The sequence below is a fragment of the Brevundimonas naejangsanensis genome (genome assembly GCF_000635915.2).
GTDB lineage: Bacteria > Pseudomonadota > Alphaproteobacteria > Caulobacterales > Caulobacteraceae > Brevundimonas > Brevundimonas sanguinis.
Genome location: NZ_CP015614.1, coordinates 1912552 through 1937114, shown reverse-complemented (window position 1 = coordinate 1937114; position 24563 = coordinate 1912552). Strand labels below are relative to the sequence as shown.

The following is a 24563-nucleotide window of genomic DNA, read 5'->3' as shown; positions in this document are numbered from 1 at the left end:
CGGGCTGGCCGCGGGCGGACCTCTTTTCAGATTTCTTCAGGAGGGGCGAACATGAGCGAAGCCGTCGCGGCCGCGCAAACCCAGTCATTGCTGGCGCGCATCAAGGGCCTGCTGCTCAAGCCGAGGCAAGAGTGGCCGGTCATTGCGGGCGAGAGAACGAGCATCGGCGGGCTGATGCTGTCCTATGTCGCGGTGATCGCAGCCATCCCGGTGCTGGCGCAGATGATCGGGATGCTGGTCTTCGGCATTTCCGTGCTGGGCGTCACCTATCGCCCGCCGATCATGACGACGCTGGCGGGCGCCCTGGGCCAATATGTCCTGTCGCTGATCGCGGTCGGCGTCATCGCCGTCATGATCGACGTCCTGGCCCCGAAGTTCGGCGGGCGCCGGAACCTGACGCAGGCCTTCAAGGTCGCCGCCTATGGCAGCACCGCCGCCTGGCTGGCCGGCGCCGCCGCCCTTCTGCCTGCGATCAGTTTCCTGGCCATTCTGGGCGCCTATAGCCTGTATCTCCTCTATCTGGGACTGCCCGTTCTGATGGAGGCGCCCAAGGAAAAGGCGCTGGCCTATACGGCGGTGGTCGTCATCCTTGCCGGCCTGCTGTTCGTCGTCGCCGGGGCGATCACCCGCCCCTTGATGGCGCGTCCGCACGGCGCCGCCCTGTCGGGGGCATTCGCCGGTTCGGTTCTTTCGCAGGACCGCGTCTCCCTGCCGACGGGGCGGGTATCCCTGCCGGGCGGGCGTCAGGTCGATCTGGGCGAGATGCAGCAGGCCGTCGCCCGCGCTGAGAAGATGACGCGCAACGCGCGCGACGGCGCCGCGGCCGTCGTGGCCGCCGAAAAACTGGCCGAGTTTCTGCCGGCCTCCATCGGCCATTACCGCCAGGTGTCGGCGGAAAGCAGTTCGGTCGGCACGATCGAGCTGGACGGCTCGCGCGCCGAGGCCCGCTATGTTCTGGACGATCAGTATATCGAGCTGTCGGTGACCGATATTCCGATGGCCGGCCCGATGGCCGCTATCGGCGCCGCCATGCAGGTGCGCGGCGAGCGCAAGACCGCCACCGGCTATGAGCGCACCCACGTGGTCGACGGCGCCTTCGTCGCCGAGGAGTGGGATCAGACCACTGGTCAGGGCAGCTACACCACCATGGCCGGAGAGCGCTTCTTGATCACGGCGACCGGCAAGGTGGCCGACATGAAGGAGCTGAAGGCTGCGGTCGCGGCCGCGCGCCCGGACCGCATCGCCAGGCTCGCCGGTTGAGCGGCGCAGAGACCGTAGCGAGATGACTGATCAGAAAGCATCGCGGCGCAGCCTGTTGAAGGCCGGCGCGGGGGCGGGGCTGGCCGCACTGGTGCTGGGCGGCGGCGGTTTCGCCCTTCACAGCTGCCGGGGCGGATCGGGGCAGGGCGCGGTTAAAGGCGGCGCGCGCGATCCTTACGACGTGTGGCGGCAGGTTCAGGCAGCCTTGCGCACCAGTCCCGATCACGCCTTCGCCAGGGCGGGCGTCCTGGTGGCGGCCGGTGATGTCGGAGCGCTGCATCGGTTCGTTCGCGATGAAATCCGCCTGGTGTCCAGTTCCGCGACGCGGCTGCGTCTTGGGGATGAGGTCGGGTGGGGCGCGCGGGCGGCGCTGCGCGCAGGAGCTGGAACGGCGCGGGAGAAGGCGGAGATCCTGGCGGATCTGATCCGTCAGACCGGTCGTGAGGCGCGTGTGGTGGAGGGCGGCGACATCGGCCATGAGGCGGATCGCGGCGTCTTCTTTCGCGATTACTCGCCCGTTTTCGAGCCTCAGGTGAAGACGTCCCAGGTCGATCAGTGGCGCGAGGCGCTGGGCCAGCCCGACGTCAAGATCAACCTCGCCGCCGGCGAACGCCAGGCGCAGACCCTGCAGCGCGACCTGCGCGCCCTCATCCCGCAGAACGAGCAGAACCGCATTGCGTCGACCAACTATAGCGACCGGATCGAAGGCGCGGCGCCGATCGTCCTGTTTGTCGAGCCGGGGCAGGGTGCGTTTCTGGCCGACCCGATCCGGCCGGATGGAGGGCTGGAGCCGGCGGGGTCGCGCACGCCGCGTGACGCCCGGCCGGCGCGCGGCATCCTGCCCGTAACCGTCAGCCTGACGGCGACGGTGCTGGACGAAACGGTCGCGCCCTTTGAAATCGCCCGCGCGGAATGGACGGCTGAAGAGGTTGCGGGGCGTCAGGTCCGCATCGGCTTCAAGCCGTTCGGCGACACCCTGTCGGTCCTGAACGCTCGGATCGGCGACCTGCGAGCCTTTACGCCCTTTCTCAGTATTCAGGCGCTGGACGGCGAGGCGCTGGACCCCGAACGCGCCCTGGTCATGGGGCAGAGCTTCACCCTTGAGGGCGACCGCATCCGGCAGGCGCAGACGGGCGTCGTCGAGTTCAACGACAGGCCGTTGGACGCCAGCCCGCCCTCAGGCCGCGCAGCCGATGTCGCCGTGATCGAGGCGGAGGCGGACGCATCGCGCTATCCCGATATGCGGCTGCTGATCCGGCCCAAGGCCGCGGACGGTCGGATCGTGGAGGGCTTGGTCGCGAGCGATTTCAGGCTGACGGACGAAGGCAAGGCCGTCGCCCACCTGCTGCACGACCGTGAGCGGGCGCCGCATATCCTGTTTCTGGCCGACGCCTCCGCCTCCATGCCGAAGGCCTTCATCGGCGAGGGCGCCTGGCGACTGGGCGATGCGATGAAGGCCTTGATCAACCGGGTCGAGACGATGGCCAGGGCCGTGCATCCGAAGGCGATGGTGACGGTGCAGTCGACCGACTCCAGGATGTGGCGGAACCTGCTCGCCCATGTTGGTTCATCGGCCAATCTGATCGTCTACGCGACCGACGGCGATCTGGAGGGCGCGCCGCCCGCCGCGGCCGAAATCGAGGCTCTCGGCGCGGGGCCGCGGGCCATTGTCATGGATGTCAACGCGCGGCTAGCGAGGCGCCGGGAGCAGGAAGGGGAGCACAACATCTTCGACGCCATGGCCCGGGCGACCGGCGGCGTGGCCCTGAATGTATCGACCGAGGACACCGATGAGGTCGAAGGCGTCATCCGGCGGTTTCTCAACGAGGAGACGCAGCATCTTCCCTATGTGCTGACCTACCGTGGGCCGGTTGCGGCCAGCGGCGTGCGCAAGGCCGGCGTGGCTACCGAGAAGGCCCACGGCGAGGCTTCGTATGAGGTCGGCGCGGCCTCGGCGCCTGCGCGCAAGATCAGCGCCCTGCATCTCACCGTTCGGGTCGGCGATCGTCAGATACAGCGCCGTCTGGCCGGACAGGACGAGCGCGGCGTCATGGCGCCAGATCGGCAGAACGAACTGCACGGCGCCGTGCTGGGCGATCATCTGATTGCGTTCGAGGGGCCGCCGCCGTCGCTGTCGACCGTGCTGGACGACCTGATCGCCGCGCGCCTGTCCACCGAGCTTCTGGACAAAACGGCCCGCGACAGAAGCCGAAGCCTCGACGATATCATAGCGGTTCTCGACAAGGGCGTGATGACCCTGCCCAAGGAGCAGGCCGCATTGCTGATGCGCTCCGCCCCCCTGTCGGGCAGAGGCTTCGCCTTTGCGGAGCAGGGTATGCGCGTCGTGCTGCATTCCCGATATCCGATCGTGAACACGGATCAGTTCGCCAGCCGCATCGATATTCTGCCGCTCAGCCGCGCCCACGTCATTGCGCCTGATCGCGAGGTCCAGCTTTCCAGGTCATTGAACGCCTCTCTGATGCTGGCGATGGGCGAGGCGGCTCTGTTCCCGATCAACACCGGGGCGGCCCTGAGCGGCAAACGGCTGGCCTTGCTGAGCAGTGACCTGCCGCGCCAGCAGAGGCCGGCGCTTTCGGCCGACGAACAGGTCGAATGGACGGCCTTCATGCGGCGACTGAGGGACATGTTCCCTTCGGGCCATGTGGCGCTGACGGCCGACGATGCGTCCACGCGAGCCTGTTGGGTGATCGACAATGCTACGGGCGAGCTCTTCGCCGTGCTTCCGGACGGCAGCGGCGGCGGGCAGATGACCACCGGCATGCAGCGCCAACTGGCCGAACTCGACAAGGTCATCAGCATGCTGAACCTGCTGGTGACGGCGACGTCCGCCGCAGGCGGCCTGGGCGTGCTCGGCGGGGCCTCCCTGGCGATCGTGGCGGCCTATGGCCAGACGCTGGCTCGTCTTTACGCGGCAGCCTCGATGTCGGTCCTGATGACGGATTCAGGCGGGATGGATCCCATCGTCCGACAGGCGCTCGCAGGTCTAGCCTGCAATGTCGTGAAGACCTTCTTCCTGAGCGGCTTGAGCGTGGGCGGAAGAGTAGCCGCCAACGCCGTCAATATATTTTCCGCTGCAGAGGGCGTGGATGGGGCGCTTGGAATTCAGTCGCCCACGTTCTGTGCGGTGTAGAAATATGGGAATGCATAAAAAAGTCCCATGGATTTCGCTTTTTATTCAAAAATAGCTATCATAGAAAGAAGGAAGCTATGAAAATAAAGTATGTACTGTCTTTTGTTGCCGCGTTAGTGGTTGGTTTTTCTGTAAGCCCGGTCGCTGCGCAGAATTTTGCAATCCCGATGACTGCTGCAAATTCTCCGATTGATTATAGTTATACGGACCTTGCTACATGTAATGTTTCGAATGGCGGTAGTCGTGTATACGAAGTGGCGATTATCACCATTCATCAATCTGGCACATACAGTGTGGTGGATTCTGTCGGGCCGGGTTTTCCTAATCTGGTTGATGGCGCCCTGGGTTTGTATTCAGGCGCGTTTGATCCGGCGAATCCGATGGCGCACTGTGTTGGAAGCGTGGATGGCAATAAGGATATCAGCCTCTCTGACGGCGAATACATCGCCGTTTTCACGACCGCCGGATCGGCAACGGGTGGTGAAGAGGTTGGCTTTGGCTTTGGGGGACCCGCTGCGGTCACGTTGGTCCCCTATCCGACGACGCCTGTCGTCGCCTCTGTCCCCACCCTGTCGGAATGGGCGATGATCTTCCTGGGCGTGGCCTTGGCGGGCGGGGCGGCTCTGATGATCCAGCGGCGTCGGACGGCCTAGGCCCGTCTAGACTGTCTGCTTTTAGGAAAGCCTAACGCTGATCGCGATCGACAGCCTTGACCTGCTGGGGCTTCGTCATCGCGGCCAGTCAGCGGGGCGACGCCCCCGTCGCCCCGCTGATCTGATCCAGGTTTTCGTGACTCTTGCGGCCATCATATCTTGGCACGGAGGTGGGTATGAGAAACTCAATGATTGCACTGGCGTCTGCACTTGCGCTTGTCGGATGCGACAGCGGCGCCGAAATCAACGGCCGCGCGGCCCAGTCCGCTGACGCGTCGGTCCCGCTCAAAGGCGGCATAGGTCAGCTCAAAATCACCGCGATTGATTTTGGCGACATGGACCAGGTCAAGGAAATCGCCCGAGGCCTTGGCACGGATGGACCAGCGTTTATGTCCTATGTCATCAGCCGGGCGGAGGCGAAAGCCACTCTCTCCCAGCCCGAGATCGCCAGGGCCGACGGCGCGCCCCCCCGAGACGGTCGCGGAAGCCGTCGAGCTTGCAAAGGAGGTTCGAGCCCGGCGCGCGGCTGCGCGCGGCCAATAATCGCCGTTGAAAAGGCGTTTCGTTCCATCGACAAAGGGCACTCTTGCGTCCTTGGGCAGCTTGACTGCGCCAGAACTTGTGTCGGCGAAAGCTCTGCGGTTTGGTTTCAAGCCCCAACTGGCGGTGCCCGTCTGTAGCGAGGGGGCGGGTAGATCCGGCGAACTCGCCCGGTATCCTACCGGCGCGGGTCATCGCGTTTGATGAGGGTCTGGCCTATATAGCCCCCATTCCGTCTATCCTGACGTTCTCCCAATAAGGCCGATGCACCCACCGCATAGACTGTCTGTTGCGCCCATGATGGATGGTGGTGATTGTGACTTATAATCAGTAAGTTGAGAGTCAATGTGTGCAAAATTTGCACACGAAGTTCTGCTTTTCTTTCCCTTTTCGTTCCCGCGATCGGGCGAGGCCGTCATGGCGCTTCAAGAGGAAATAGAGGTGACGAGTTTACGGTCACAAGCGTGCCGTGGAACGGTTTGCGACGGGGAGCGGGCCGCTGAAGGGTTGGCTTAGACCGCTTACGTGCTGAACGTGTGATGCACCGCCTCGATGTTCAAACCTCCCGGCGCAAGAACAAAAGCTCCGTAGTAGCCTGGGTGATAATGAGGCCTCAGGCCGGGCGGTCCATTGTCCTGACCTCCAGCTTTGATCGCCGCAGCGTAGAATGCATCGACCGAAGCTCGGTCCGGCGCGGCGAAGGCAAGGTGGACATGCCCGCTGGCCTGTGAACCAAGACCAACCCAGAAGTAAGGCTTGAACCTGGATCCATACCCGACGTGGTCGATCTGACCTCCAGTTGGCCCGTAGGACATGAGGCGCGTGATGCCGAGCGGAGCTAGAGCCGCGTCGTAGAATGCCAGTGCGGCTTCAATGTCTGTGACGCTAATCCCGACGTGATCCAAAAGTAGCTCCTGAGTGTTGCTTCTGGACAAGTTACATCCGCGCGGGAACCGCCTCTATAGGTCGCGGCGCGACTTGGAATCTTGCTCGAAAAGCGGATCCACATGCTGCCAATTTTAACAGAGACGACTTTCCTCAGCAATGGTCACGGCTCTCAACATTCACCACGGCGCGCCCTAGGGCGGTGTCTCCAGACTTGTCCGATCCACGATTCTGAATCGTCGGCGGCAAGCGATGGCTGAAAGTCCGCATCAGGGCAGGCGCGTAAAATCCGTCGATCAAGCTTTGGAGATTTGATGAGGACCACGCTCGAAACCCCGCGCCTCGCCATCGCCCCCGTTGATGTGGGGGACTTCGACGACTTGTGTGCGTTGATGTCGGACAGGGACTTCACCCGGTTCATTTTGCCGGCGCCGCTCGGTCCCGAGGACGTTTGGCTCAGACTGCTGCGGGACATCGGTCACTGGCAGGCGCTGGGCTATGGAAACTGGACAATCCGCACGCGGGACACTGGCGCATTCGTGGGCGTTGTCGGCGTCCTGAATTTCCGGCGAGCCATAGAGCCCCCGCTCGGGCTTTATGAGCTCGGCTGGGGCGTGGCGCCCGCGCAATGGAAAAAGGGCATTGGACTGGAAGCCGTGCAGGCCGCGCTGGAATGGTGTGACGGGAGCCTGAAGGTCGCCCGCACTGTCTGCATTATTAGTCCGAAGAACACCCCGTCCCAGGCGTTGGCGGAGGGCGTTGGCTACAGGCCCTATGCGCGCGCTTCCTACAAGAACCGTCCGCTGGTCCTTTTCGAGCGGCCGATGGGCGCGGTTTGGAGCGAACAGGCTTTGCCGAATGCAGGCGCGGGCCGATGAAGCTGCGACGGAGGGGGCGATGCTTACACGTCGGACGTTTGGAATGCTGACGGGCGGTGGCTTTATCGCGGCGGCGATGTCGGAGGCGCCGCCGCCGGAGCAGCCTCGAAGGTTGGCGATCATGGCTCCGACCAATTTGGGTCTGCGACCGCTGCGTCCTGGGCACGTTCCGGGCGCCTGGCGGGCGCCTGAGGCGCTGGAGGCCGCGGGTTTCGCGGCCGCTCTCAGCATTGAGAGCGTCGTTCGGCTGGAGCGACCAGCCTATAGAACGGAGGCAAGCCCGGGGTCGCGAATCCGCAATGGTCCTGAGATCCGCCGGTTCAATGAGCGGCTCGCCGAGATAGTAGCGGGCGCCCTTTCGGCGGGGCGCTTTCCGGTCGTGATCGGTGGGGACTGCAGTCTACTCCTTGGCTGCCTGTCGGGCGCGCGGGGGGCGGAGCCGATCGGCTTGGTACATGTTGACGGCCATAGCGACTTCTATCACCCGGGCAACTACGACAGCGCCGCCCGTCTCGGCTCGGCCGCAGGCATGGACCTGGCCCTGGCCACCGGCCGGGGCGAGCCGCTGCTCGCGGACTGGGGCGGCGCGCCGCTAGTCGACGACGCGCTCGTCAGCCAGATCGGCGAGCGCGACGAACTCGATCCGGACTATGACTACCGCGATATCGAGGCGACACGCATCCGGCGGTTCCCCGTACGAGCCGTCAAGCGCTCAGGGCTCGCGTCCGTGGTCCGATCCGTCCTCGCGCCGGTCGAGGGACGCGAACCGGGGTTGTGGCTCCACGTCGATCTCGACGTGCTGGACGCTGAGATCATGGCTGCGGTGGATTCGCCGGGTTCACCGGGGTTCAGTTACGCTGAACTGGCGGAGTTACTAGGGAGGCTGCTGGCGTCCGGCCGGGTCATCGGCCTGGACGTGACGATCTATGACCCCGACCTGGATCCAGATCGGCGGCATGCGCCGCGAATTGTCGATTGTCTGGCGGAGGCGTTTGCATGGCGCGGCTGATGGCTATCTTTTCACTGGCCGCCCTGACGGTCGTGCCCGGTTGCGCGCAGGCCCCGACGCCGAGAGCGGGGGCGTCGCCCGTCCGTTGGACGCCGGCGGCCGTCTCGACCGAAAATTACGAGTCCTCTCCGACCTTCACCCCCGATGGACGGGAGATGTATTTCGTTGCTGCAGATCGGAATTTCCGGAACTACAGGATTCTGAAGACGACCTGCGAAGACGGCGACTGGTCGGCGCCCGTGCCAGCTCCGTTCGGGCTTCCGCTTCCGATCATTGAGGCAGACCCCTTTGTGACGCCAGACGGTCGACGCCTCTATTTCATCTCGTCGCGCCATGCGCCCGCCCGCGAGGATTTTGACATCTGGTATGTCGAGCGTGGGCCGGAGGGGGGGTGGGGACCAGCCGTGAGGCTGCCTGAGCCTGTGAACTCCGAACAGGCGGAACTCCTGCCCAGGGTGACCGCAGACGGGACGCTCTATTTCGGCTCGGACCGACCGGGCGGTTTCGGACAGAGCGACATCTATGTTGCCAACGAAGACCGCCCGGGCCACTGGACCGTCCGCAATGTCGGGCCCCCGGTCAGCACGGCCGCCAATGACTACGAGGCGGACGTCACCTTCGACGGACGTTCAATGGTTCTTGTTTCGGACCGGGGCGCCAAGTCGCACCTTTACCAGTTCATCAGGCGTGACGGTGGATGGACCGAGGTCGGCCGAGGCCCCGGCCGGGACGACGTGTTCCAAGTTGGGCCGATTCAGTCGCCAGATGGGGACCGGCTCCTGTTCGCGGAGGCCGACTCGCAACGGTCAGGTGAAGTCTATCTGTTCGACTTGCGTCCGGACACGGATCAGAGTTGGCCGCCGTGCACCGCGACCTCCGGAAGGGGGAGCGAGTCGAATGACTCAACTGAAGTCGGATCTGGAACGCAGGTTGTAGAACCGTTACGGCGCGGCCGACGCAGCACCCCCTAGGACGATGGGGGCATGACGGGGCTCGGCGTCCCGTCCGGCTCCTTTCCGGCTGGCCTCGATTCTGGCGACCGCCAGTCGGAGTTCGGCGTTGAAGGCTGCGGGCTCCTCAACCTGGAGGAAATGTCCCGCGCCGGGAACCTTCCGGGCGCGAAATTCCGGGACGAGCTTGCGCGCGGTGGATTCATCGACGGACATCATCTCGCCGATGATCGCGACGACCGGGAGTTGTAGAGCCGAGGCCGCCGGCTTCGGATCGTAGTCCATCAGCGCCTCCATGGATGGCACGGACACAAATGGCGGCGCGGCCGCCATGTCGTCGGCGATCCGTCGGGCCACGAGCGGGTCGGACTGTTCGCTGAAGAAGGTCTCGAGGACGAAGCGGCGGGTGGTCGCCTGCGGATGTCGTCGAAGTTCGGCCAGCAGCATCTGCGCGCCCGCCTCGTCGGTCGCCTGCCCATCCAGGTCCTGCAGGCTGTCCACCCCGATGACGCCGATCACACGCCCGCGTAGCAGGCGGGCGGCCTCAAGGGCGACGTAGCCGCCCATAGAATGGCCGATCAGGATTATGCGCCGGTTCGGCAGCGAACTGACCACGGCGGCGACATCCTGGCCATAGGCCGCCATTGACCACGCCCGCCGGTCCGCACTCGACCGACCGTGGCCGGCCAGATCCACGGTCACCGTAGTGTAGTCGCCGACGACGGCGGGAAGCTGCGCTTGCCAGTAGCTGGAATCGCATGACCAGCCGTGGATGAATACCAGCGCCGTCTCTCCCGCACCCACGATATCGAAGGCTATCTCGGCCCCGTCCGCCGATCGGACGCTGCCCAGGCTCGCCGGCGTGTCGAGCGCTCTCTCGTCGGATGGGGCGCCGCCGGGTTGCATCTCGCAGCCCACCAGAGCAACTGTTAGAAGCGTGCAGATCGTCTGTTTTAAAGCCATTTTCAGTCTCCGTTGCTGACGCTGAAATCGTTGCGGTGGATTGGCCGACTTCGAGGGAGCCAAGGCGCCGCTCCGAAGCGCGCCGTCGGCGGAGCCCTCAGCGTACCGCTGTGTCGGGGCGACCGCCGGGCGTCATGTACCAGGGCGGGGTCTCTGGTTTATCGTGCGGCGTTCCGTAGAACGCCCTGAGGCCGTCCAGCAGGGAGGGATGGTAGACGGTCGCGTGCGTCTCCTCGGCGCTGCGATCATCGTAGCGGAGAGTGGGCCCCGTACCTGGGCTGGACGAGACGGCCTCCCGGAAGGCGTCAACGGCGGACTGCATCGTGCCGCCCTCGTCCGCCATGGCGAGCCAGAGGCGCTCCCCCGATAGGTTCAGACCGGCCATGGCGGCGGCGTCGCGCGCCAGCCGTCCATCGTCCCACCAAAGGCTGGGGCTGATCGCGAAATGGTCGTCGAAGATGTGGGGCGCGTGCAGTAGGGTGTCGAGCACGAACAATCCGGCTAGCGATTCCCCGGCGATCGCTCGCCGGTCGGAGGCCGGGTAGCGCGCCTCCACGAAGGGAATGACCTCCTGTTCGAGGAACCGGAGGAATTTTGTCGCGCCTCCGGCCTCGGGAAACGCTGCGACATAGCGCGCGTCCTTGGCGGGCGGGGTAAGCTCCGCGCGTCGGTTGCGCGTCTGGACGCCGACCACGATCAAGGGCTCGAATGTCCAACTGAGATCACCCAACTGCGCCAGCCCCGCCACGTGCTGGAAGTCTTGGTCGAGCCCTCCGTCCAAGACATAGAGGACCGTGTAGCGCCGGTCGTCATCCGCTTGGGCGGTCGGTGCCCAGACGTTGATTTGTCGGCTTTCGCCCAAGACCGTCGATGACAGCGACCAACTGGTCCCGATTACGATGGGGGCGGGCCCTTCTTGGGCAGACGGTCGCCCTACGCAATTCTGCGCAAGCGCTGGTAAGGCGGCTACGATGAGGGCGGCGGTCGCCGACAGCAGGATAAACAGACGCATGGGCGTTCCGACACGTTCAGGATTGAGCCAGCGTCCTGCCGGCCAGCCTTTTTCTCACCTTGCCGCGCCTGGGCATGGACTACTTTCATCTAGCGATCATGGCGATCTCAATAAGGCCAGGCATTCAGGACTTGGGCCCGCCCTTTTTACTCGCAAGTTCTAAGCCGTGCCGTATGTCTTCAGCTTGGTCGCGTCGATCTTCACAGTGCAGGGTGCGGCATGTTCGGCCTTGCGGAGCCTGAAACGGGTCGAGCGCATCCTGCCAATGGGTCCGGAGCCTAGTCTCGATCCGGGGCGCCCAACGGGAAGTAGTGGCGGAAGCGCCGGGCCTCCTCTACCGCCCGAGCGAAGGACGCTCGCTGCAACAGTCGCGCGCGGTAGGCCACGAGGTTCCCGTATTGCTCAGGAATTCTATGGGTCCAGTCGGCGTAGAATAGCGAGGGGGCGGCTGCGCAGTCGGCGAGGGTGAAGGTTTCGCCCACGGCCCAGGTGCGACCCTGCATGTGCTGGTCCAGCCATGCATAACTGGTGTCCAGCATCTTGCGCGCTTCATCCACGCCATAGGGATCGCGGCTCTCGGCCGGTCGCAGGGCGTTGCGCACGAACATACCTTGGGGCGTCATCACATAGTTGTCGAAGAAGCGGTCGAGCATCCGCGCTTCGAGAGCGAGATCTGGGTCCTCCGGAATTAGCTTTACAGGTCCCGGATGGTGGAGGTGAAGGTATTCGATCAGGATGGACGCCTCCATCACCACGTGCCCCTTGTCGCGCAGGATCGGAAATCGCTTGATCGGCCACAGGGATGTGAACGCCTCGCCGACGCCGGGGTCTTCCATCATCCGGTAGGTGAATGGGATGTCGTTCTCATAGAAGGCGATGAGCGCCTTCTGGCAGTATGACGAGAACGGATGGGCGAAGAGTTCGACGGTCATGTCAGATCCCTCGCTTCACGGCCCTCGAGCACGGCGACCAGGTTGTCCACTTGCCAGGTCGTGCCATGCTCGCGGCCCTGAACGGCCTCGGCGCCGCCGGTCAAATAGGCGCCCTGTTCAGTATGGATCAGCCGGGTCTTGTCGCCCTCGGCCTTCATCTCAAGCGTCTGCAAGGACACCGACAGCTTCTCGCCATTGTGGAGCAGGTCGTAGACGAGGATGATCCGTTCATCCTCGACGATGTCATGATAGGTGGCCTGGAAGTCGGTGGTCAGGCCGCTGGGCCACAGGGCGCGGAACCGCTCCCTGCCGCCGACGCGGAAATCGAAGTCCCGGTTCAAGGTCTGGCACTCCGACGGCGTCTTGAACCAGGCGCTCTTGGCCTCGACGCTCGCATAGGCCGCAAAGACCCGGGCCGGCGAGGCGTTCACAAGCCGCTCGATAACAAATGTGGCGTTGGTGATGGTCATTGGTCTGCCTCCTCACGGGCGGTCCGGGCCAGGTAGGCCTCCAGTTGATCGTATTGCTGCTCCCAGAAGCGTTTGCGTTCGGCGATCCAGTGCTCGACCTGGGTCATGGTCTCGATCTGCAGGGCGCAGGTCCGCACACGGCCCACCTTCTCGCTCTTCACCAGGCCGGCCGCCTCCAGAATCTGAAGGTGCTGGACCACCGCCGACAGTGTCATCGGCAGGGGCTTGGCCAACTCGCTGACCGAGGCAGGGCCCAAGCTCAGGCGCTCGACCATGGCGCGGCGACCAGGATCGGAGAGGGCCTGAAAGGCGAGGTCGAGCGGTTCAGGTTGATATTGTAGCATTCACTTAAGTGTCTGGGCGTCGAGGCAAATGTCAATGGGCTCAGGCTCAAGGGATCGCCGTTTCACGCCCTTTGGCGAATTTGGTGGTGTCCGCCTACGGAGCGGCGAGGGGGCTGGCCCGGCGATATGGTCTCATGCAGGCAGGGGGCAAGCCTTGCTCGAACCCCTCAAAAGGGGGTTGGCGCTGACTACCGCCGACGGTTTGACTCCGAACATGGTGCGGTAGGCTGTGCTGAAATGGGCTGAGCTCGAAAACCCTGACTCGTGCGCTGCATTTGTTAGGTTGGCGCCACTCCCGACCAAGCTCAATCCTGAACCCATCCGAGCCCAAAGACGAAAGCGCTTGAACGAAATCCCGGGCGCCTGACGGAATGCATGGCGAAGCCGCGACTCGGATAGTCCGACCTGTCGCGCCAGCGTCGTGGCGCGATGGGGTTGACCTGGATCGGAGAGAATCGTGGCCATCACCTCAGCTACGCGTTCATCGAAACCCTGCGTCACCAGTTCGGAAAAACCGAAGGCTTCCGCGATTCCTTTGCGATGCCCGTGAGCAAGGGGTTCCTTGCCTGCGAGTGCTTCAATGATGGCTGACTGGCGACCATGATCGACATACACGCCGTCGTCCAACGGCTTCATCCCTGATGCGATTGAGGCAAGGTGGGCATTTGCCGCGTCTGTATATAGGCAGGCGATCCTTCCAGCTTGGAAGCGGATGTCATGCCTAACTCCAGGGTCTATGTAGGCGGACACGCAGCTCAGTCGGCGGGGGGTGTTGTCACGTGCGGCAGTCTGAATCTCCATGTGTCCGTCCAGGCAAACGCACAGCAGGCCCACGGCCTTGCTGTGGCTTGGCAGAGGAAACGCCGGTCCCACATAGAGGAGGGGCATTCCCCATGACATGAGCCGGATGTTGGCGGTCAAGCGGGTCTCCTACTTTTCTTCCGGCGGATACGTGCACGCCATCGGTTCCAAAGCATCATTGTCATGTCTCCGTGGGCTGGAAAGATGTTGGGTCGTTTTCCGCCATTCGGGTTTTGGCTGGTGAATGAGGGCGATGCTCAGTCTGTCGCAAATCTGGACAAAAACCAGGCGGACGGCGAGCGGGGAAATCTCGTACTCAAGCGTGAGCCCCGGCACCTTGGAGCAGAGGATATCAGCATTCAATGCCCGCGTCCGAATGGGCTGAGGGCACGTAGATCCGGGTCAGGGCGGCGAAGACGAGCGTTACCGAGGTGAAGCTCCATAGAAGGCCGGCAATGATGCGCGCCCCGGCGGTTGCAAGCATCGTCCCTGCATCGCCTGAGTTGATGCCTATCGCAAGCGCAAGCTGCACCACAAGCACCCCCCCCACGGCGATCCCCAGCACCCTGACGTAGGCGGGCATCAAGCCTGCGCTTACCAACGGACGCATCAACGAATATCGAGAAGCGATGATTTCGGGCGAGCCAAAAGCCTGGAGTTCCGCTGCGATTTCCGTCGGGTAGAGAGGGCGCCCCAGTTGTCGTTCGCGTTCTTCCAGAAGACCTTCCAGTGTCGCTTTGACATCCTCGGCTGCTATGCGGCCGCGGTGTCCCGGAAGCCAAAATCGAACCCGGCGCACGTAATCGTCTATCGATGTCATTCTCCATCCTCCTTGAGAGATTGAAGGCCCGCGGTCAGGCGGGCCAGGTCCGTCGTCAACTCGTCCGCCGTTTTTCCTCCTTCCGTTGAGGCGCGATAAAAACGCCGACGCCGAGCGTCCTCCACTCGCCACTCGCTTACTAGCAGTCCCTGGTCTTCAAGGCGTCGCAGCATGGGATAGAGCGCGCCAGGCTCGATGGGGACGTTCGCGCCAGCAAGAATCGCGATCAGGTCGGCCCCGCACCGTTCGTGCCGAAGTGCAGAAAGAACCGCCAGGACGAGCGTTCCCCGCCTTAACTCCTGACGAAGCCCATCCAGCGGGTTCCGTTCCCTGGTCAATTCGGTCGACCTTGCGATGTCGTCACCGACAATCCTTGAAGGATGGCTTCGATCGCCGGGAGCGTCAGGCTGTGTCCCATCCGTGGCACTAGCACGAAGGTCGCCTGGGGTATGGCTGTGGCGACCTCCTGGCCAGCGGCGGGAGAAACCAGGGGGTCCGCTGCGCCGTGGATGACCACCGCGGGCGATCTTATTACCGCGAAGCGCGAGCGGCGATCACCGGCCGCGAGCAAGGCGGCACCGGCGCGTCCAATGCTGTCAACGTCCCACGATCGGGCTGTCGCCTCTTGCGCCATCTGAGGGTAGGACGCCGATGGCTCGAGCGTATCCGGCCCGTCCATAATCCGCCACGCCGCTGCGCGATAGGCGGCGATGGTTTCGACTGGGGCGTCCATGGCGGGGAGCGGGGGAAGTGCCGCCAGCCGGGCGGGATCGGCGGGCATGGGGAGTGCCGGATTGCCCGAGTTCGCCATCACAAGAACCAGTTGTCCCACCCGCTCCGGTTGGGCGGCGGCCAGTTCTCCGGCAACGGTCGCGCCGCCTGATACCCCGACGAGGTCGGCCCTGGTAATTCCCAGCTGGTCGAGTATGGCGACGGGGTCGGCTGCGAGGGTCTCTAGATCGTAGGCGAGGTTCGGCGGCCTTCCGGTCGCTAGCGCGGCGAAAACCTCTCCCCAGTTTACTGGCCCTCTGGCGGTGTGATGGGTGGAACAGCCGACATCACGGCTGTCATAGATGATCGGACGAAGGCCTTGGGCCTGCATGGCCGCCAGAAAGGAAGCGGGCCACTGCGTCATCTGTTGGTCAGTGCCAGCGATGAGTAGAACCGGCCGGCCGTTGACAGGGCCAAGGTCCCGGTAGGCGAGCTCGGCGTCCTTCGCGGAGGCATATGCCGGTCGTTCAACCGAACAGACTTCAGCGGATACGGTCGAGTCGGCGGGCAGGGTCCCGAAAACCAGGGCGAAAGCTAAGGAAGACAGCATGGCGAAATCCTGACTGTGTGTTGCACAGTGTGTATTGCACATCAAGCTGGGGCGCCAGTGTTTTGTGAGCGCTGGCGACGAATGAAGGACGGATGGCATGCGCGCTGGCCGGCCTGGCGGCCTTGGCTAGGTGCCGCGGGATCACGGGGCGGAAAGGAACCTGGCGCCGCTGGATGAAATCGCCTGCTCCGTCACGTCGCTAGCCTTGTGGCTTCCGAATGGGAGGTGATCATGAAGGAGCCGGGTATGACGATGGTCAGGAACGAGTGCAACTCAATGACGCTCAGGGTTGTCGCGGCGGCCCTTATCGGGGGCACGCTCGATCTCATCTATGCGCTGGGCGTCAATGCGGCCTACGGCGTCCCGCCTCTCAGGGTGCTCCAGTATATCGCAAGCGGCCTGCTCGGGGCGACCGCTTTCCAAGGCGGAGGGCTGACCGGCTTAGTCGGCCTTGCCAGCCATTATGCGCTGATGGCGATTTTTGCAGCGGTCCTTGCCCTGGCTGTCCGCCGAACTGACCTGCGCCGCCTTCACCCGCTCCTTCTTGGGTTCGGCGCCGGGACTGCGCTCTTCATCGTGATGAATCTGATCATTGTCCCGCTTTCTCAAACCCCAGCGATCCCGCCCCTTCCACTAGGGCGTCTGGGTCTGGAAATCCTTGTTCATAGCCTTCTCGTCGGGCCCATCGTGGCCTGGATGATCGCGGGCTGGGCTGTCGGCTCGCGGCGCCGCGTCGAGTCGGTCGGAGAGTGACAATCAAGAGGCGGGGCTATGTCAACGCGCGGAGAAGTGTTGACTACGGCGGGCGAAGAAGACGTTCCTGCGGCACCGCTGGCCCCGCAAGGCACGACAGGCCGTGCTCCCATCATTGGTCCACGCTGCAGAAGCCGGTTCAACTGGGCCTGCGTTGAACTTCTTCCCCGGCTGACCAGCGACAGAACACTCTACTTCGGTTCGGAGCAGGCGTTCGCGCGGCGAGGCGTCGCCCAAGGAGTCGTGGAGCCTGCCGGTGGGCGGGCCACGTTTGCCATCCGCAAAGCGCAAGGGGTCAATGCAGCTTCCGGTTCGTTCAAACACGTCCAAAATTGGTTGATGCTGAAGGATCCGAAGATTTGACCACATCACGCCGCATGTCCGCTGATGCAGTGACCCTGACTAACTTGACGCGGCGCCGACCTGGTCCTTCTGGAGGCGAGGGCTAGAGAGGTGTGCGACGGTAGCGGTTCATGTGCGCGATACGGTCTGCATTGCCCAGAGGAACGCCCTGATGGCGCAGGATGGCGTAGGCTGTGACGAGATGATGGTAGAACTGGGGGACCGCCCAGTCCCGCACATACTGCAACCCGGTCAAGAGGATGATCGGACCATACGGAAACTTGACTTCCAACTGCCGCCTTGAAACGGCGTCGAAGACGCGTCGATCACAATCCCACAGATCGGCCAGAGCGGTATCAATCGCATCCCGGACCATGTCAGGGGTGTCGACAAGAGGCACGCATGGCGCCGGTGCACTGAGCATGCGCGCCAGACAGTCCTGGGCCTGATGGCAAGCCAATGCGATCTGCTTCGACAGCGGCTCCATGTCAGGCGCCAGACGGCTATCAAGCAGTTCCTGCAAAGAACGGTCTTCACATCGGGCATAGGCGTCAGCCCTGTCTAGTTGGCCGGACAAATTGGCCAGCCCCTGGGAAAAAGCTGTGATCACCATGTCACCAAGAGGGAAGTGTGATGGACCATTGTCCGGGATGGCCGAGTCGTCGTCACGCAATAGCGGAGCGGGGGTGGTGGCGCAGGTGTGTGTCATGTCTATCCTCATCGGGGTGGGACAGGATGCACATTCGATCGCCCTAGCCTTTCATCCAGCGACGGATTCGAGGGGTCGGTTGCCGTCTGGGCCCTTTTTCAGCGCAACGGAAACAGATCAAGCGCGCTTGAGGCCACGTAGCGCTTCGCTCGAAGCGAGCGTCGGACAAGCCCCGAAGTCTGCCTGACGAAATCCGCCATATGGGGCGTCTTGAAATGGGCCGCCAGAGCCTCCTCGTCACTCCAGACCTCCTGAAGGCGTAGGCATCCCGGCGTCTCAAGATCGTAGGCGACGAAATATTGCAGGCAGCCGGATTCCCGCCGGGTCGCATGAGCGAGGTGGAGCATGGCGCGGGCGACTTCTGGAACGTCGGTCGGCGCATAGGTCAGCTCTGCATGGACGATGATCATTCTGGCAAGACGCCGACCGCCTCGATCTCGATCAACCACTCCGGGCGCGCGAGCCGACTGACGAAGACGAAGGTGCTGATTGGCGGACTGGTAGTGTTTGTGAAACGATCTCTGACCTCGTTCACGTGGCGCAGGAGCGCGGGGTCCACGCTTTCAGCGCAGTAGTAGTTCAGCTTGATGATGTTCGAGAATGTTCCGCCGACGCTGCGGATGCCGATGTCCAGATTGCTAAACACCTGTTCAAGCTGGGCTCTGAAATCACCTGGCCCGACCACTTCGCCCGAGGTTCCCACGGGGGTCTGGCCAGCGAAGAACACCAACCTTCCTGAGCGAATGACGGCCATTTGGGAATAGCCGCGGGGTGTGCGCAGGCCCGCAGGATTGACGAAGCTAAGGTCGGCCTTCGGGTCCAGTGGGCCCGCATAGGTGAGCGACGCGCCGGACAGGGCGGCAAGACCAGCAGATCCCGCAATGGCGGTTCGACGGTTCAGTCCGTTCGGAGGGCGCGCGCCCAGCGACTTCTTCATGATGGTCCTCAAGGAGTGTGACGGATAGACTGCCTCCTGGTTAGAGGGGGCGGGGGAGCCTGTCTTTCATCAGGAGGCGGGGCGAGCGGGAGCGTCTAGAACAGGTTGGGGCCGCTGATACTGGGGCCCTGCAAGGGCTGAGGCACGCGCAAGCTATGCCAGACCCTCGGCTCGGAGCGTCTCACGGATAGACGGGCGCGCTTCCAGGCGCTCGGCGTAGGCGATCAGCCGGCCAGAAATCTCGAAACCGGAATCGCGCGCCCAGCGCACCATGACGTAGAGGAGTGCGTCTGCTGTGGCGAAGGCGTCGCCAAACAGGTAATCGCTGTCCAAATGCTCGGCCATCAGCGCCAGCCGTTCGACAATTGCCTTTCGCGCCGCCTGTTTCTCGGCATCGGCCGGCGAGAACATCCAGCGCATGAACGGGCGGTGGACTTCGGTCGCGAGGAAGGCCAACTGCTCAATGTTGCGAGATCTTCCCATAGAGCCTTTGGGCGCAAGGTGCGGGGTGACGCTGGCAATCCAGTCCAGGATAGCCACATTTTCTGTCAGAACTTCACCGTTGTCGAACATAAGCGTCGGCACGTAGCCCTTTGGGTTGACGACAGTGAAATCATCGCCGTGCTCCGTGCGGCGCGTTTGAAGATCGACCTTGATGATCTCAAAATGGATGCCGGCCTCTGTCAGGGCTATGTGTTCCGCGAGGCTGCAGGCACCAGGCGTCAGGTAGAGTTTCATGCTTCGATGGCCTTTCGGGAGTATTTGTTTCTGCTCGGGGCGTCTCGAGATGTGCGAGGTCGGGCCTTGGGGATGTGATCGATCGGCTAGCGGCGCTCCTGTGTCCGGCGGTAAATCAGGCCCGCCAGATCAGGAGGACCCTTGGTAATTGGGGCTAGGCGAGCGGCCCGCAGCTTAGCCCGGGGGCGACGGCCTCGAGCGTCGCATCACGGCCCGCGGCGAAATCATCCCAGGACCAGGCTATGATTTTGTCTGGGCCAAGGTCAGGCGCCTGAAGCGTGAAGAACAGTCGTTCATGCATACTTGGCGGCGGCTGCGGCGTAGCAAGATAGTGATGTCCGCCTGTGGAATACCGGGCCGTAAGCCCCGAACGCGCCAGCACGACGTTGTCGCCTTCCGCCCAGAAGGTCATGTCGTCGCCAACGGGCTCGCCGACGAATGTCGCAGTAGAGTACTGTCTCAGCCAGGCGGCCTGAGTGATGCCAGCTGAGAAGGTTTGCCCGTTGATCAGCACTGTCAGTGCGCCGCGCCGACCCGGATCAGAATCGATGAGGCCGGCGATGAAGGGAAGCGCCTTCGAAAGGTCTCCCCCAGTATTGAAACGGAGATCGACGATCAGTCGATCCGGGGGAGCCTGTTTCAGACGGTCCAGCAGGGCCTCCCCCCAGGCTTGGAGCGATGGCCGGCCCGGCTGGTCGGCGGTGCGGTTCAGTCTGATGTAGCTTACCGAACCGGCGCAGTCGGCATGAGCATAGCCCAACTGGTGGTTTTGCAAGACCAGGGGAGCGATATGGGCGGCGTGAACCCACCCGGAGAGGCGCGCGTCACCGGCGGCGAGGTACCACCAGTTTTCTTCGGGACGACCCCGGCGCTCGGACGGTTCAGCTGTCAGCGATACGGTCCGCGGACCGGTCGATGTGATCACCTCGATTACCATGCGGTCGGAACCTGCAAGCCCTGTGGCGAACAGCGCTTCTGCGGCGGTGAGGCTGTAGGAGGCCATATAGGCCGACCAGCCCTTGTTGCCGGCGAACAGGGGGGTTAGGGCCGCCTCAGCTTCATTCACAGGAACGTCGCCGACGGCTATCACCTTTGCGCCGAGAAGCGCCGCGTGATCCGGGCGCGCTGCGATCACACGCCAGCCATCAGAAAACTTCCACAGCCGTATGGGGTAGCGGCGCCATACGCCCCTGTTGCGAAGCGGGTCCAGCCGCGTATGGGCGTTTTCCGCAAGTGCGGCGGACCGCGCCATTTCAGCGGCGATCTCGGCGTCTGAGAGGCTGGGAAGGCGAGATTCAAGCGCGTCCAGTCTTCGGAGGGCTTTGCTGCGCGCCTCTTCCGAGAAGGCGGCGTCTCGTTCGATGACCTCACGGCGAAACTGGCTGATGTCCTGGAGCCAGGCTTCCTTGTCGAGCGTATCCCTACCGTCTGACGCCGCCGTCTGTGCGGCGAGAGGGGAGGCTGTGGCGGCCGAAAAGGCTGCAAGAACCATGAGGGTGCGGCGCGTGATGCTCCTCTTCATGATCGGATCCCCGATGGATATGCCGCGCTGGGTCCCTTGGCTCCGCGGATTCCAGCCTGCGGGGACGAAGCTGCGTCGGCATTTGGAAGTCGTCTCGGCGTCCTCGGCTGATGCGGCGCTGGCGTCATAGGGCGTCGTTCGGTCGGGTGACATGCAAACCTCTGGATAAGGGGCTTTGATCATCGACGTCGGCCCGAAAGCCGAAAGACTAGGCCCCTTCAGACCTGAGCGCTTTCATGTACCGGCTGAGCGAGGTCATCCTACGGTCGCGAACGGGAGCCTAAAAGGCGCCACCAGTGCGGGGGGCCGGATTTACTGATCCCGGAATGCCGTAGGAGCGGCAACAGGCCGAACCAGCGCGCAAACCACGCCGCCGTCGTCCGCCTCCCTCCCTCCCTCCCTCCCTCCCTCCATGGCGTAGCGAAAGGGCGGCGGGACCGAGGTCCGCCGCCCTTCACACGCATGGCTTCACTGGAGAGGTCAGAATTTCGCCGAGAGACCGACGGAGAAGCGACGACCCAATACGTCATAGGTTGATGGATCAGTGTTGGCCTGGGCGCCCGGATTCCAAGTCTGGGGCTGTTCATCAGCCACATTGTTGACGGTCGCTCGCAAAGTCAGGGCGTCCGTGATCGACCATTGGGCGTTCAGGTCGAAATAGTGGGTGCCGTTCAGTACTTCGCCGGAGGTGAAGGCGGTCATCTCGTCCACATAGCGCCAGCGCAGGCCGAGACCAAAGTCGCCGTGCGACCAGTTGAGAGAGGTCAGGCTCTTCCATTCAGGGAAGCTGTTGAACTGACCGGCGGTGACGACATCAACCGTGCCGACGCGGTCGACCTCAGGGCCTCCCGGAACATCCTGGCGCTCTCGAGTTCCTAACCAGCCCACGATGACATTCAGGTTCAGGTCGCCCCAGGCTGGCAAGCCGACCTCGGCGAGATTGATGCGCCAGTCGATCTGGGCGTCGACTCCCGAGGTCTTCAGGGTGGCGAGGTTCTCGTTCAGTTCTCGGGCGTCGATGACGCTTCCCGAAAGGGGGTCGCGCCGGAACAGTTGGCAATAGCCGTTGCTCTGATCATAGGTCGGGTTTTGACCTTGGGCGTTGAAACACCCCTGAAGCATGGCGGAGGCGGAGACGGCCCCGATCACGTCCTCAATCTCGATGCTGTAATAGTCGAGCGAGGCTGACAGCCCGGATGTCCATGCCGACCGGAAGGGGGAGGTGACCACAAGGCCGGCCGTGAATGAATCCGCGACCTCTTCGGTCAGGTCTGGGTTTCCCCCTGCAAAGCCTGGCACCTGATTGTTGGTGTAGATGAAGTTGGGCGACCCGGCCGCGGCAGCTTGAGCCGAGCAGAGCGCGGCGACCTTGGCCGCATTGGGTCCTGTGCGATAGCTGCTGCGCGTGTCGCAGGGGTCGCCGCCCAGGCCGGTCGCGCTGACGCCGCCTATGGAGGGGAAGTTGGTGTTGAGAGGCTGGAACAACTCCCCGATAGACGGCGCACGCACAGCGTGTTGTATCCCGCCTCGCAGGCGCAAGGCGTCAGATACGATCCAGTTCACCTCCGCCTTGTACGAAGGCGCGCCGCCGACTGTATCATAGTCCGCGTAGCGGTAGCCGAGGTTCAACTCGAGCGACTTGACGAACGGCAGGTCGCGCAGGATCGGCACGATGGCTTCAATGAAGGCCTCGACCGAATAGGTCGTCCCCGTGAGGGGCTGCTGCGGGTTGAAGCCGGCTATTTCGGAACCGCCAGTCGTACCGCCGTCGGGACGCGTGACCACAGGATTGATGCGGGCGAGCGAGGCGTCAGGTCGGAAGTCGAAGTTGTCGCCTCGATATTGCAGGCCGGAGGCGAAACGGACCTCTCCGGCGGGGAGATTGAAGAGGCCGCCCTGTAGGGAGGCTTCTAGAACAGTCTGTTCCTGGACGGTGTTGTTGACCGTGGTGCGGCCGATGTAGGCGATGCAGGCTGGCGACAGGTTGGACTGGCCGAATGGATCGAAGCCGCCTGTGCACAGGGAGGCGCCGCCGTCGGCTGCGTCCAGCAGGGCCTGCACGGCCGAACGGGAGACGTTGCCCGACTGGGTCGTCGTCCGTTCCGAGCGTCCGTACTGGCCGTAGACATCATAGGTCCAGTCCTGCAGACCGACCAGGTCGCCGCGTACTCCGAAGGTGCCTTGGTAAACCGTGTAATCCTCGGCTGCGCGACGGCCTCCTAGGTCATTGAAGCGCTTGTCCAGCCGGAAGGAGGCACCCCGATTGGCGCGCGTGGCGAGCAAGGCCGCTAGGTCGGCGGGAATGAAGGGATTGGTGACCGGCACGCGGAAGCCGGTGCTCGATGCCGCGGGGGAGGCCGCCAATTCATTGGCGGACTGGTAGTCCGTAAGGAGCAGGCTGCCGTAGACCTTCACTGCGTCCGAGATCCTGTAGTTCAGGGCCGAAAACAGGTTCCATCTTTCCAGCGGAAGCTGAAGATAGTTGAGCGCTCCTGTATTGTAGGCGTAGTCGGAGCCGGGGTTGGCGTAGCCGTCAAAATCGATCCCGCCCGGGCTCTTGTAGTTCCGCGTCCCCTGGTAGGCGAAGAGTGAGCCGTCGTTATTGAAACCGAAACCGCCCGTGGCGGCGATGCCGGCTCGACCAAAATAGGTGTTGATGGCGGTTTGGTTCGGCAGATTGTTGGCGTCGAACACGGTACTGCCGAGAGGGGATGTCCCGGAGGGACCCGAAATGGCCGAGAAGTCTCGGTTGGCGTTGTAGATAAGCTGACGAGTCGAACGGCTAGCCGAAAGGACGGCGTTGCCGCGATCGCCATCGATGTCCCCGCCGACCGTGACGGAATAGGACTCAGTTTCGCCATCGCCGCGGTCCGTGACCCCGTACTGGGCGTCGATCTGAACGCCGTCAAAACGGTCATCGATAATGAAATTGGCGACGCCCGCGAGGGCGTCGGACCCGTAGGTCGCCGAGGCGCCGCCCGAGATGACTTCGACGGATCGGATCAGCGGCGTCGGCAGGATGTTGATGTCGACCGTGCCGTTGGGATTGGAGGGAATGACGCGGCGGCCATTCATCAATACGAGCGTGCGTTGGGTGCCCAAACCGCGCAGGTCGATATTGGCCTGTCCGCCATTGGACGGATTATTGGATGTCGAGTTCACCGACGGCACGAACTGGGGCAGGTCAGTGATCAGCGAGTCTATGGTGACTGAACCGGTAGCTTGGAAATCTTCTTTACCCACGGTCACGATGGGACTGGTGGAATTATAGTCCTTTCGAGCGATCCGCGATCCGGTGACGATGATCTCGTCGAGCTGGGTACTGCTCTCCGGCGATGCCGGTGGCTCAGTCTGTGCGGCGGCGGCGGTCGCGGAAACGGCAACGGCCATCATCAGCGAGGCGCCAAGGCCGGTGGAGCGCATGAGGCGCGCGTTTAGGGTGGGGCTCATAGACTTCCTCCAGAAGGTTGGCCGCTTGCGCGGCTCCGGACCGCCGAGCGGGCCTTGGACAAACTGGGGGGCGTGCATCTAGGCGGTCGCGCCTGATCGGACGTCTCAAAGCCATATCCGCCG

General features: G+C 63.4%; 24 protein-coding genes. 7 read left to right on the top strand and 17 right to left on the bottom strand.

Annotated features, from left to right (window positions below):
- The first annotated feature begins 51 nt into the window (after positions 1-51).
- The 3 genes from DA69_RS14785 (at position 52) to DA69_RS14710 (ending at position 5064) form a co-directional block, all read left to right on the top strand.
- Positions 52-1260: a Yip1 family protein gene (locus DA69_RS14785; protein ID WP_025978426.1), complete on the top strand. Its 1209-nt coding sequence runs from the start codon at positions 52-54 to the stop codon at positions 1258-1260.
- Positions 1261-1282: 22 nt separating this feature from the next.
- Positions 1283-4411 carry a hypothetical protein gene (locus DA69_RS14715; RefSeq protein ID WP_025978425.1) on the top strand — a complete coding sequence of 1043 codons (3129 nt, stop codon included), beginning with the start codon at positions 1283-1285 and terminating at the stop codon, positions 4409-4411.
- A gap of 77 nt (positions 4412-4488) precedes the next feature.
- Positions 4489-5064 carry an IPTL-CTERM sorting domain-containing protein gene (locus DA69_RS14710; protein ID WP_167349650.1) on the top strand — a complete coding sequence of 192 codons (576 nt, stop codon included), beginning with the start codon at positions 4489-4491 and terminating at the stop codon, positions 5062-5064.
- A gap of 185 nt (positions 5065-5249) precedes the next feature.
- Here DA69_RS14710 and DA69_RS14565 read toward each other — a convergent pair whose 3' ends face one another.
- Both DA69_RS14565 and DA69_RS14380 read right to left on the bottom strand, forming a co-directional pair.
- Complete coding sequence (locus DA69_RS14565) at positions 5250-5648, bottom strand: hypothetical protein (RefSeq protein ID WP_145915917.1); 399 nt, start codon at positions 5646-5648, stop codon at positions 5250-5252.
- A 477-nt stretch (positions 5649-6125) separates the two neighbouring features.
- Positions 6126-6539, bottom strand: coding sequence for a VOC family protein (locus tag DA69_RS14380; RefSeq protein WP_082891480.1), 414 nt, complete (start codon positions 6537-6539; stop codon positions 6126-6128).
- Positions 6540-6803: 264 nt separating this feature from the next.
- Between DA69_RS14380 and DA69_RS09155 the strand changes: the two genes are divergently transcribed.
- Genes DA69_RS09155 through DA69_RS09145 form a run of 3 tightly spaced genes read left to right on the top strand, consistent with a single transcriptional unit; the run spans position 6804 to position 9347 of the window.
- Positions 6804-7367: a GNAT family N-acetyltransferase gene (locus DA69_RS09155; protein ID WP_025978423.1), complete on the top strand. Its 564-nt coding sequence runs from the start codon at positions 6804-6806 to the stop codon at positions 7365-7367.
- 43 nt (positions 7368-7410) lie between these two features.
- Positions 7411-8376 (top strand): arginase family protein, encoded by a 966-nt coding sequence (locus DA69_RS09150; protein ID WP_201105611.1) that lies wholly within the window; start codon positions 7411-7413, stop codon positions 8374-8376.
- The gene (locus DA69_RS09145; protein WP_025978421.1) at positions 8364-9347 is read left to right on the top strand and encodes a TolB family protein; all 984 of its coding nucleotides are present in this window, start codon (positions 8364-8366) and stop codon (positions 9345-9347) included. Before DA69_RS09150 ends, DA69_RS09145 begins: the two co-directional genes overlap by 13 nt.
- Here DA69_RS09145 and DA69_RS09140 read toward each other — a convergent pair.
- From DA69_RS09140 to DA69_RS09110, 9 genes are all read right to left on the bottom strand, one after another.
- The gene (locus DA69_RS09140; protein ID WP_025978420.1) at positions 9318-10289 is read right to left on the bottom strand and encodes an alpha/beta fold hydrolase; all 972 of its coding nucleotides are present in this window, start codon (positions 10287-10289) and stop codon (positions 9318-9320) included. The two genes, DA69_RS09145 and DA69_RS09140, sit on opposite strands and share 30 nt — an antisense overlap.
- A 97-nt stretch (positions 10290-10386) precedes the next feature.
- Entirely contained in the window at positions 10387-11301 is a 915-nt protein-coding gene (locus tag DA69_RS09135) for an alpha/beta hydrolase (protein ID WP_025978419.1), read from the bottom strand.
- 278 nt (positions 11302-11579) lie between these two features.
- Positions 11580-12233, bottom strand: a complete 654-nt coding sequence (locus tag DA69_RS09130; protein WP_025978418.1) for a glutathione S-transferase family protein — start codon at positions 12231-12233, stop codon at positions 11580-11582.
- Complete coding sequence (locus DA69_RS09125; RefSeq protein WP_025978417.1) at positions 12230-12703, bottom strand: SRPBCC family protein; 474 nt, start codon at positions 12701-12703, stop codon at positions 12230-12232. The genes DA69_RS09130 and DA69_RS09125 overlap by 4 nt, the downstream gene beginning before the upstream one ends.
- Positions 12700-13047 carry an ArsR/SmtB family transcription factor gene (locus DA69_RS09120; protein ID WP_025978416.1) on the bottom strand — a complete coding sequence of 116 codons (348 nt, stop codon included), beginning with the start codon at positions 13045-13047 and terminating at the stop codon, positions 12700-12702. The genes DA69_RS09125 and DA69_RS09120 overlap by 4 nt, the downstream gene beginning before the upstream one ends.
- 132 nt (positions 13048-13179) lie before the next feature.
- Positions 13180-13968, bottom strand: a complete 789-nt coding sequence (locus DA69_RS14375) for a helix-turn-helix transcriptional regulator (protein WP_082891479.1) — start codon at positions 13966-13968, stop codon at positions 13180-13182.
- A 232-nt stretch (positions 13969-14200) separates the two neighbouring features.
- Positions 14201-14668, bottom strand: coding sequence for a hypothetical protein (locus tag DA69_RS14560; RefSeq protein ID WP_145915916.1), 468 nt, complete (start codon positions 14666-14668; stop codon positions 14201-14203).
- Positions 14665-15006, bottom strand: coding sequence for a PadR family transcriptional regulator (locus tag DA69_RS14370; RefSeq protein ID WP_145915915.1), 342 nt, complete (start codon positions 15004-15006; stop codon positions 14665-14667). The genes DA69_RS14560 and DA69_RS14370 overlap by 4 nt, the downstream gene beginning before the upstream one ends.
- Positions 15003-15989 carry an alpha/beta fold hydrolase gene (locus tag DA69_RS09110; protein WP_025978414.1) on the bottom strand — a complete coding sequence of 329 codons (987 nt, stop codon included), beginning with the start codon at positions 15987-15989 and terminating at the stop codon, positions 15003-15005. The genes DA69_RS14370 and DA69_RS09110 overlap by 4 nt, the downstream gene beginning before the upstream one ends.
- Positions 15990-16220: 231 nt before the next feature.
- On the opposite strand from DA69_RS09110, the gene DA69_RS09105 reads away from it, so the two are divergent.
- The gene (locus DA69_RS09105; protein ID WP_145915914.1) at positions 16221-16742 is read left to right on the top strand and encodes a hypothetical protein; all 522 of its coding nucleotides are present in this window, start codon (positions 16221-16223) and stop codon (positions 16740-16742) included.
- A 445-nt stretch (positions 16743-17187) separates the two neighbouring features.
- Here the strand turns inward: DA69_RS09105 and DA69_RS09100 are convergent, their stop codons facing one another.
- The 6 genes from DA69_RS09100 to DA69_RS09075 form a co-directional block, all read right to left on the bottom strand.
- The gene (locus DA69_RS09100; protein ID WP_025978412.1) at positions 17188-17793 is read right to left on the bottom strand and encodes a DUF1993 family protein; all 606 of its coding nucleotides are present in this window, start codon (positions 17791-17793) and stop codon (positions 17188-17190) included.
- A gap of 98 nt (positions 17794-17891) precedes the next feature.
- Entirely contained in the window at positions 17892-18203 is a 312-nt protein-coding gene (locus DA69_RS09095; protein WP_025978411.1) for a putative quinol monooxygenase, read from the bottom strand.
- A complete protein-coding gene (locus DA69_RS09090) occupies positions 18200-18730 on the bottom strand; it encodes a RidA family protein (RefSeq protein ID WP_051582134.1) in 531 nt (176 codons plus the stop codon). Before DA69_RS09090 ends, DA69_RS09095 begins: the two co-directional genes overlap by 4 nt.
- Before the next feature lie 153 nt (positions 18731-18883).
- Complete coding sequence (locus tag DA69_RS09085) at positions 18884-19468, bottom strand: glutathione S-transferase N-terminal domain-containing protein (RefSeq protein ID WP_025978409.1); 585 nt, start codon at positions 19466-19468, stop codon at positions 18884-18886.
- A gap of 154 nt (positions 19469-19622) precedes the next feature.
- Positions 19623-20990 (bottom strand): hypothetical protein, encoded by a 1368-nt coding sequence (locus DA69_RS09080; RefSeq protein WP_145915913.1) that lies wholly within the window; start codon positions 20988-20990, stop codon positions 19623-19625.
- 480 nt (positions 20991-21470) lie between these two features.
- The gene (locus DA69_RS09075) at positions 21471-24440 is read right to left on the bottom strand and encodes a TonB-dependent receptor plug domain-containing protein (protein ID WP_051582133.1); all 2970 of its coding nucleotides are present in this window, start codon (positions 24438-24440) and stop codon (positions 21471-21473) included.
- Between the last annotated feature and the right edge of the window lie 123 nt (positions 24441-24563).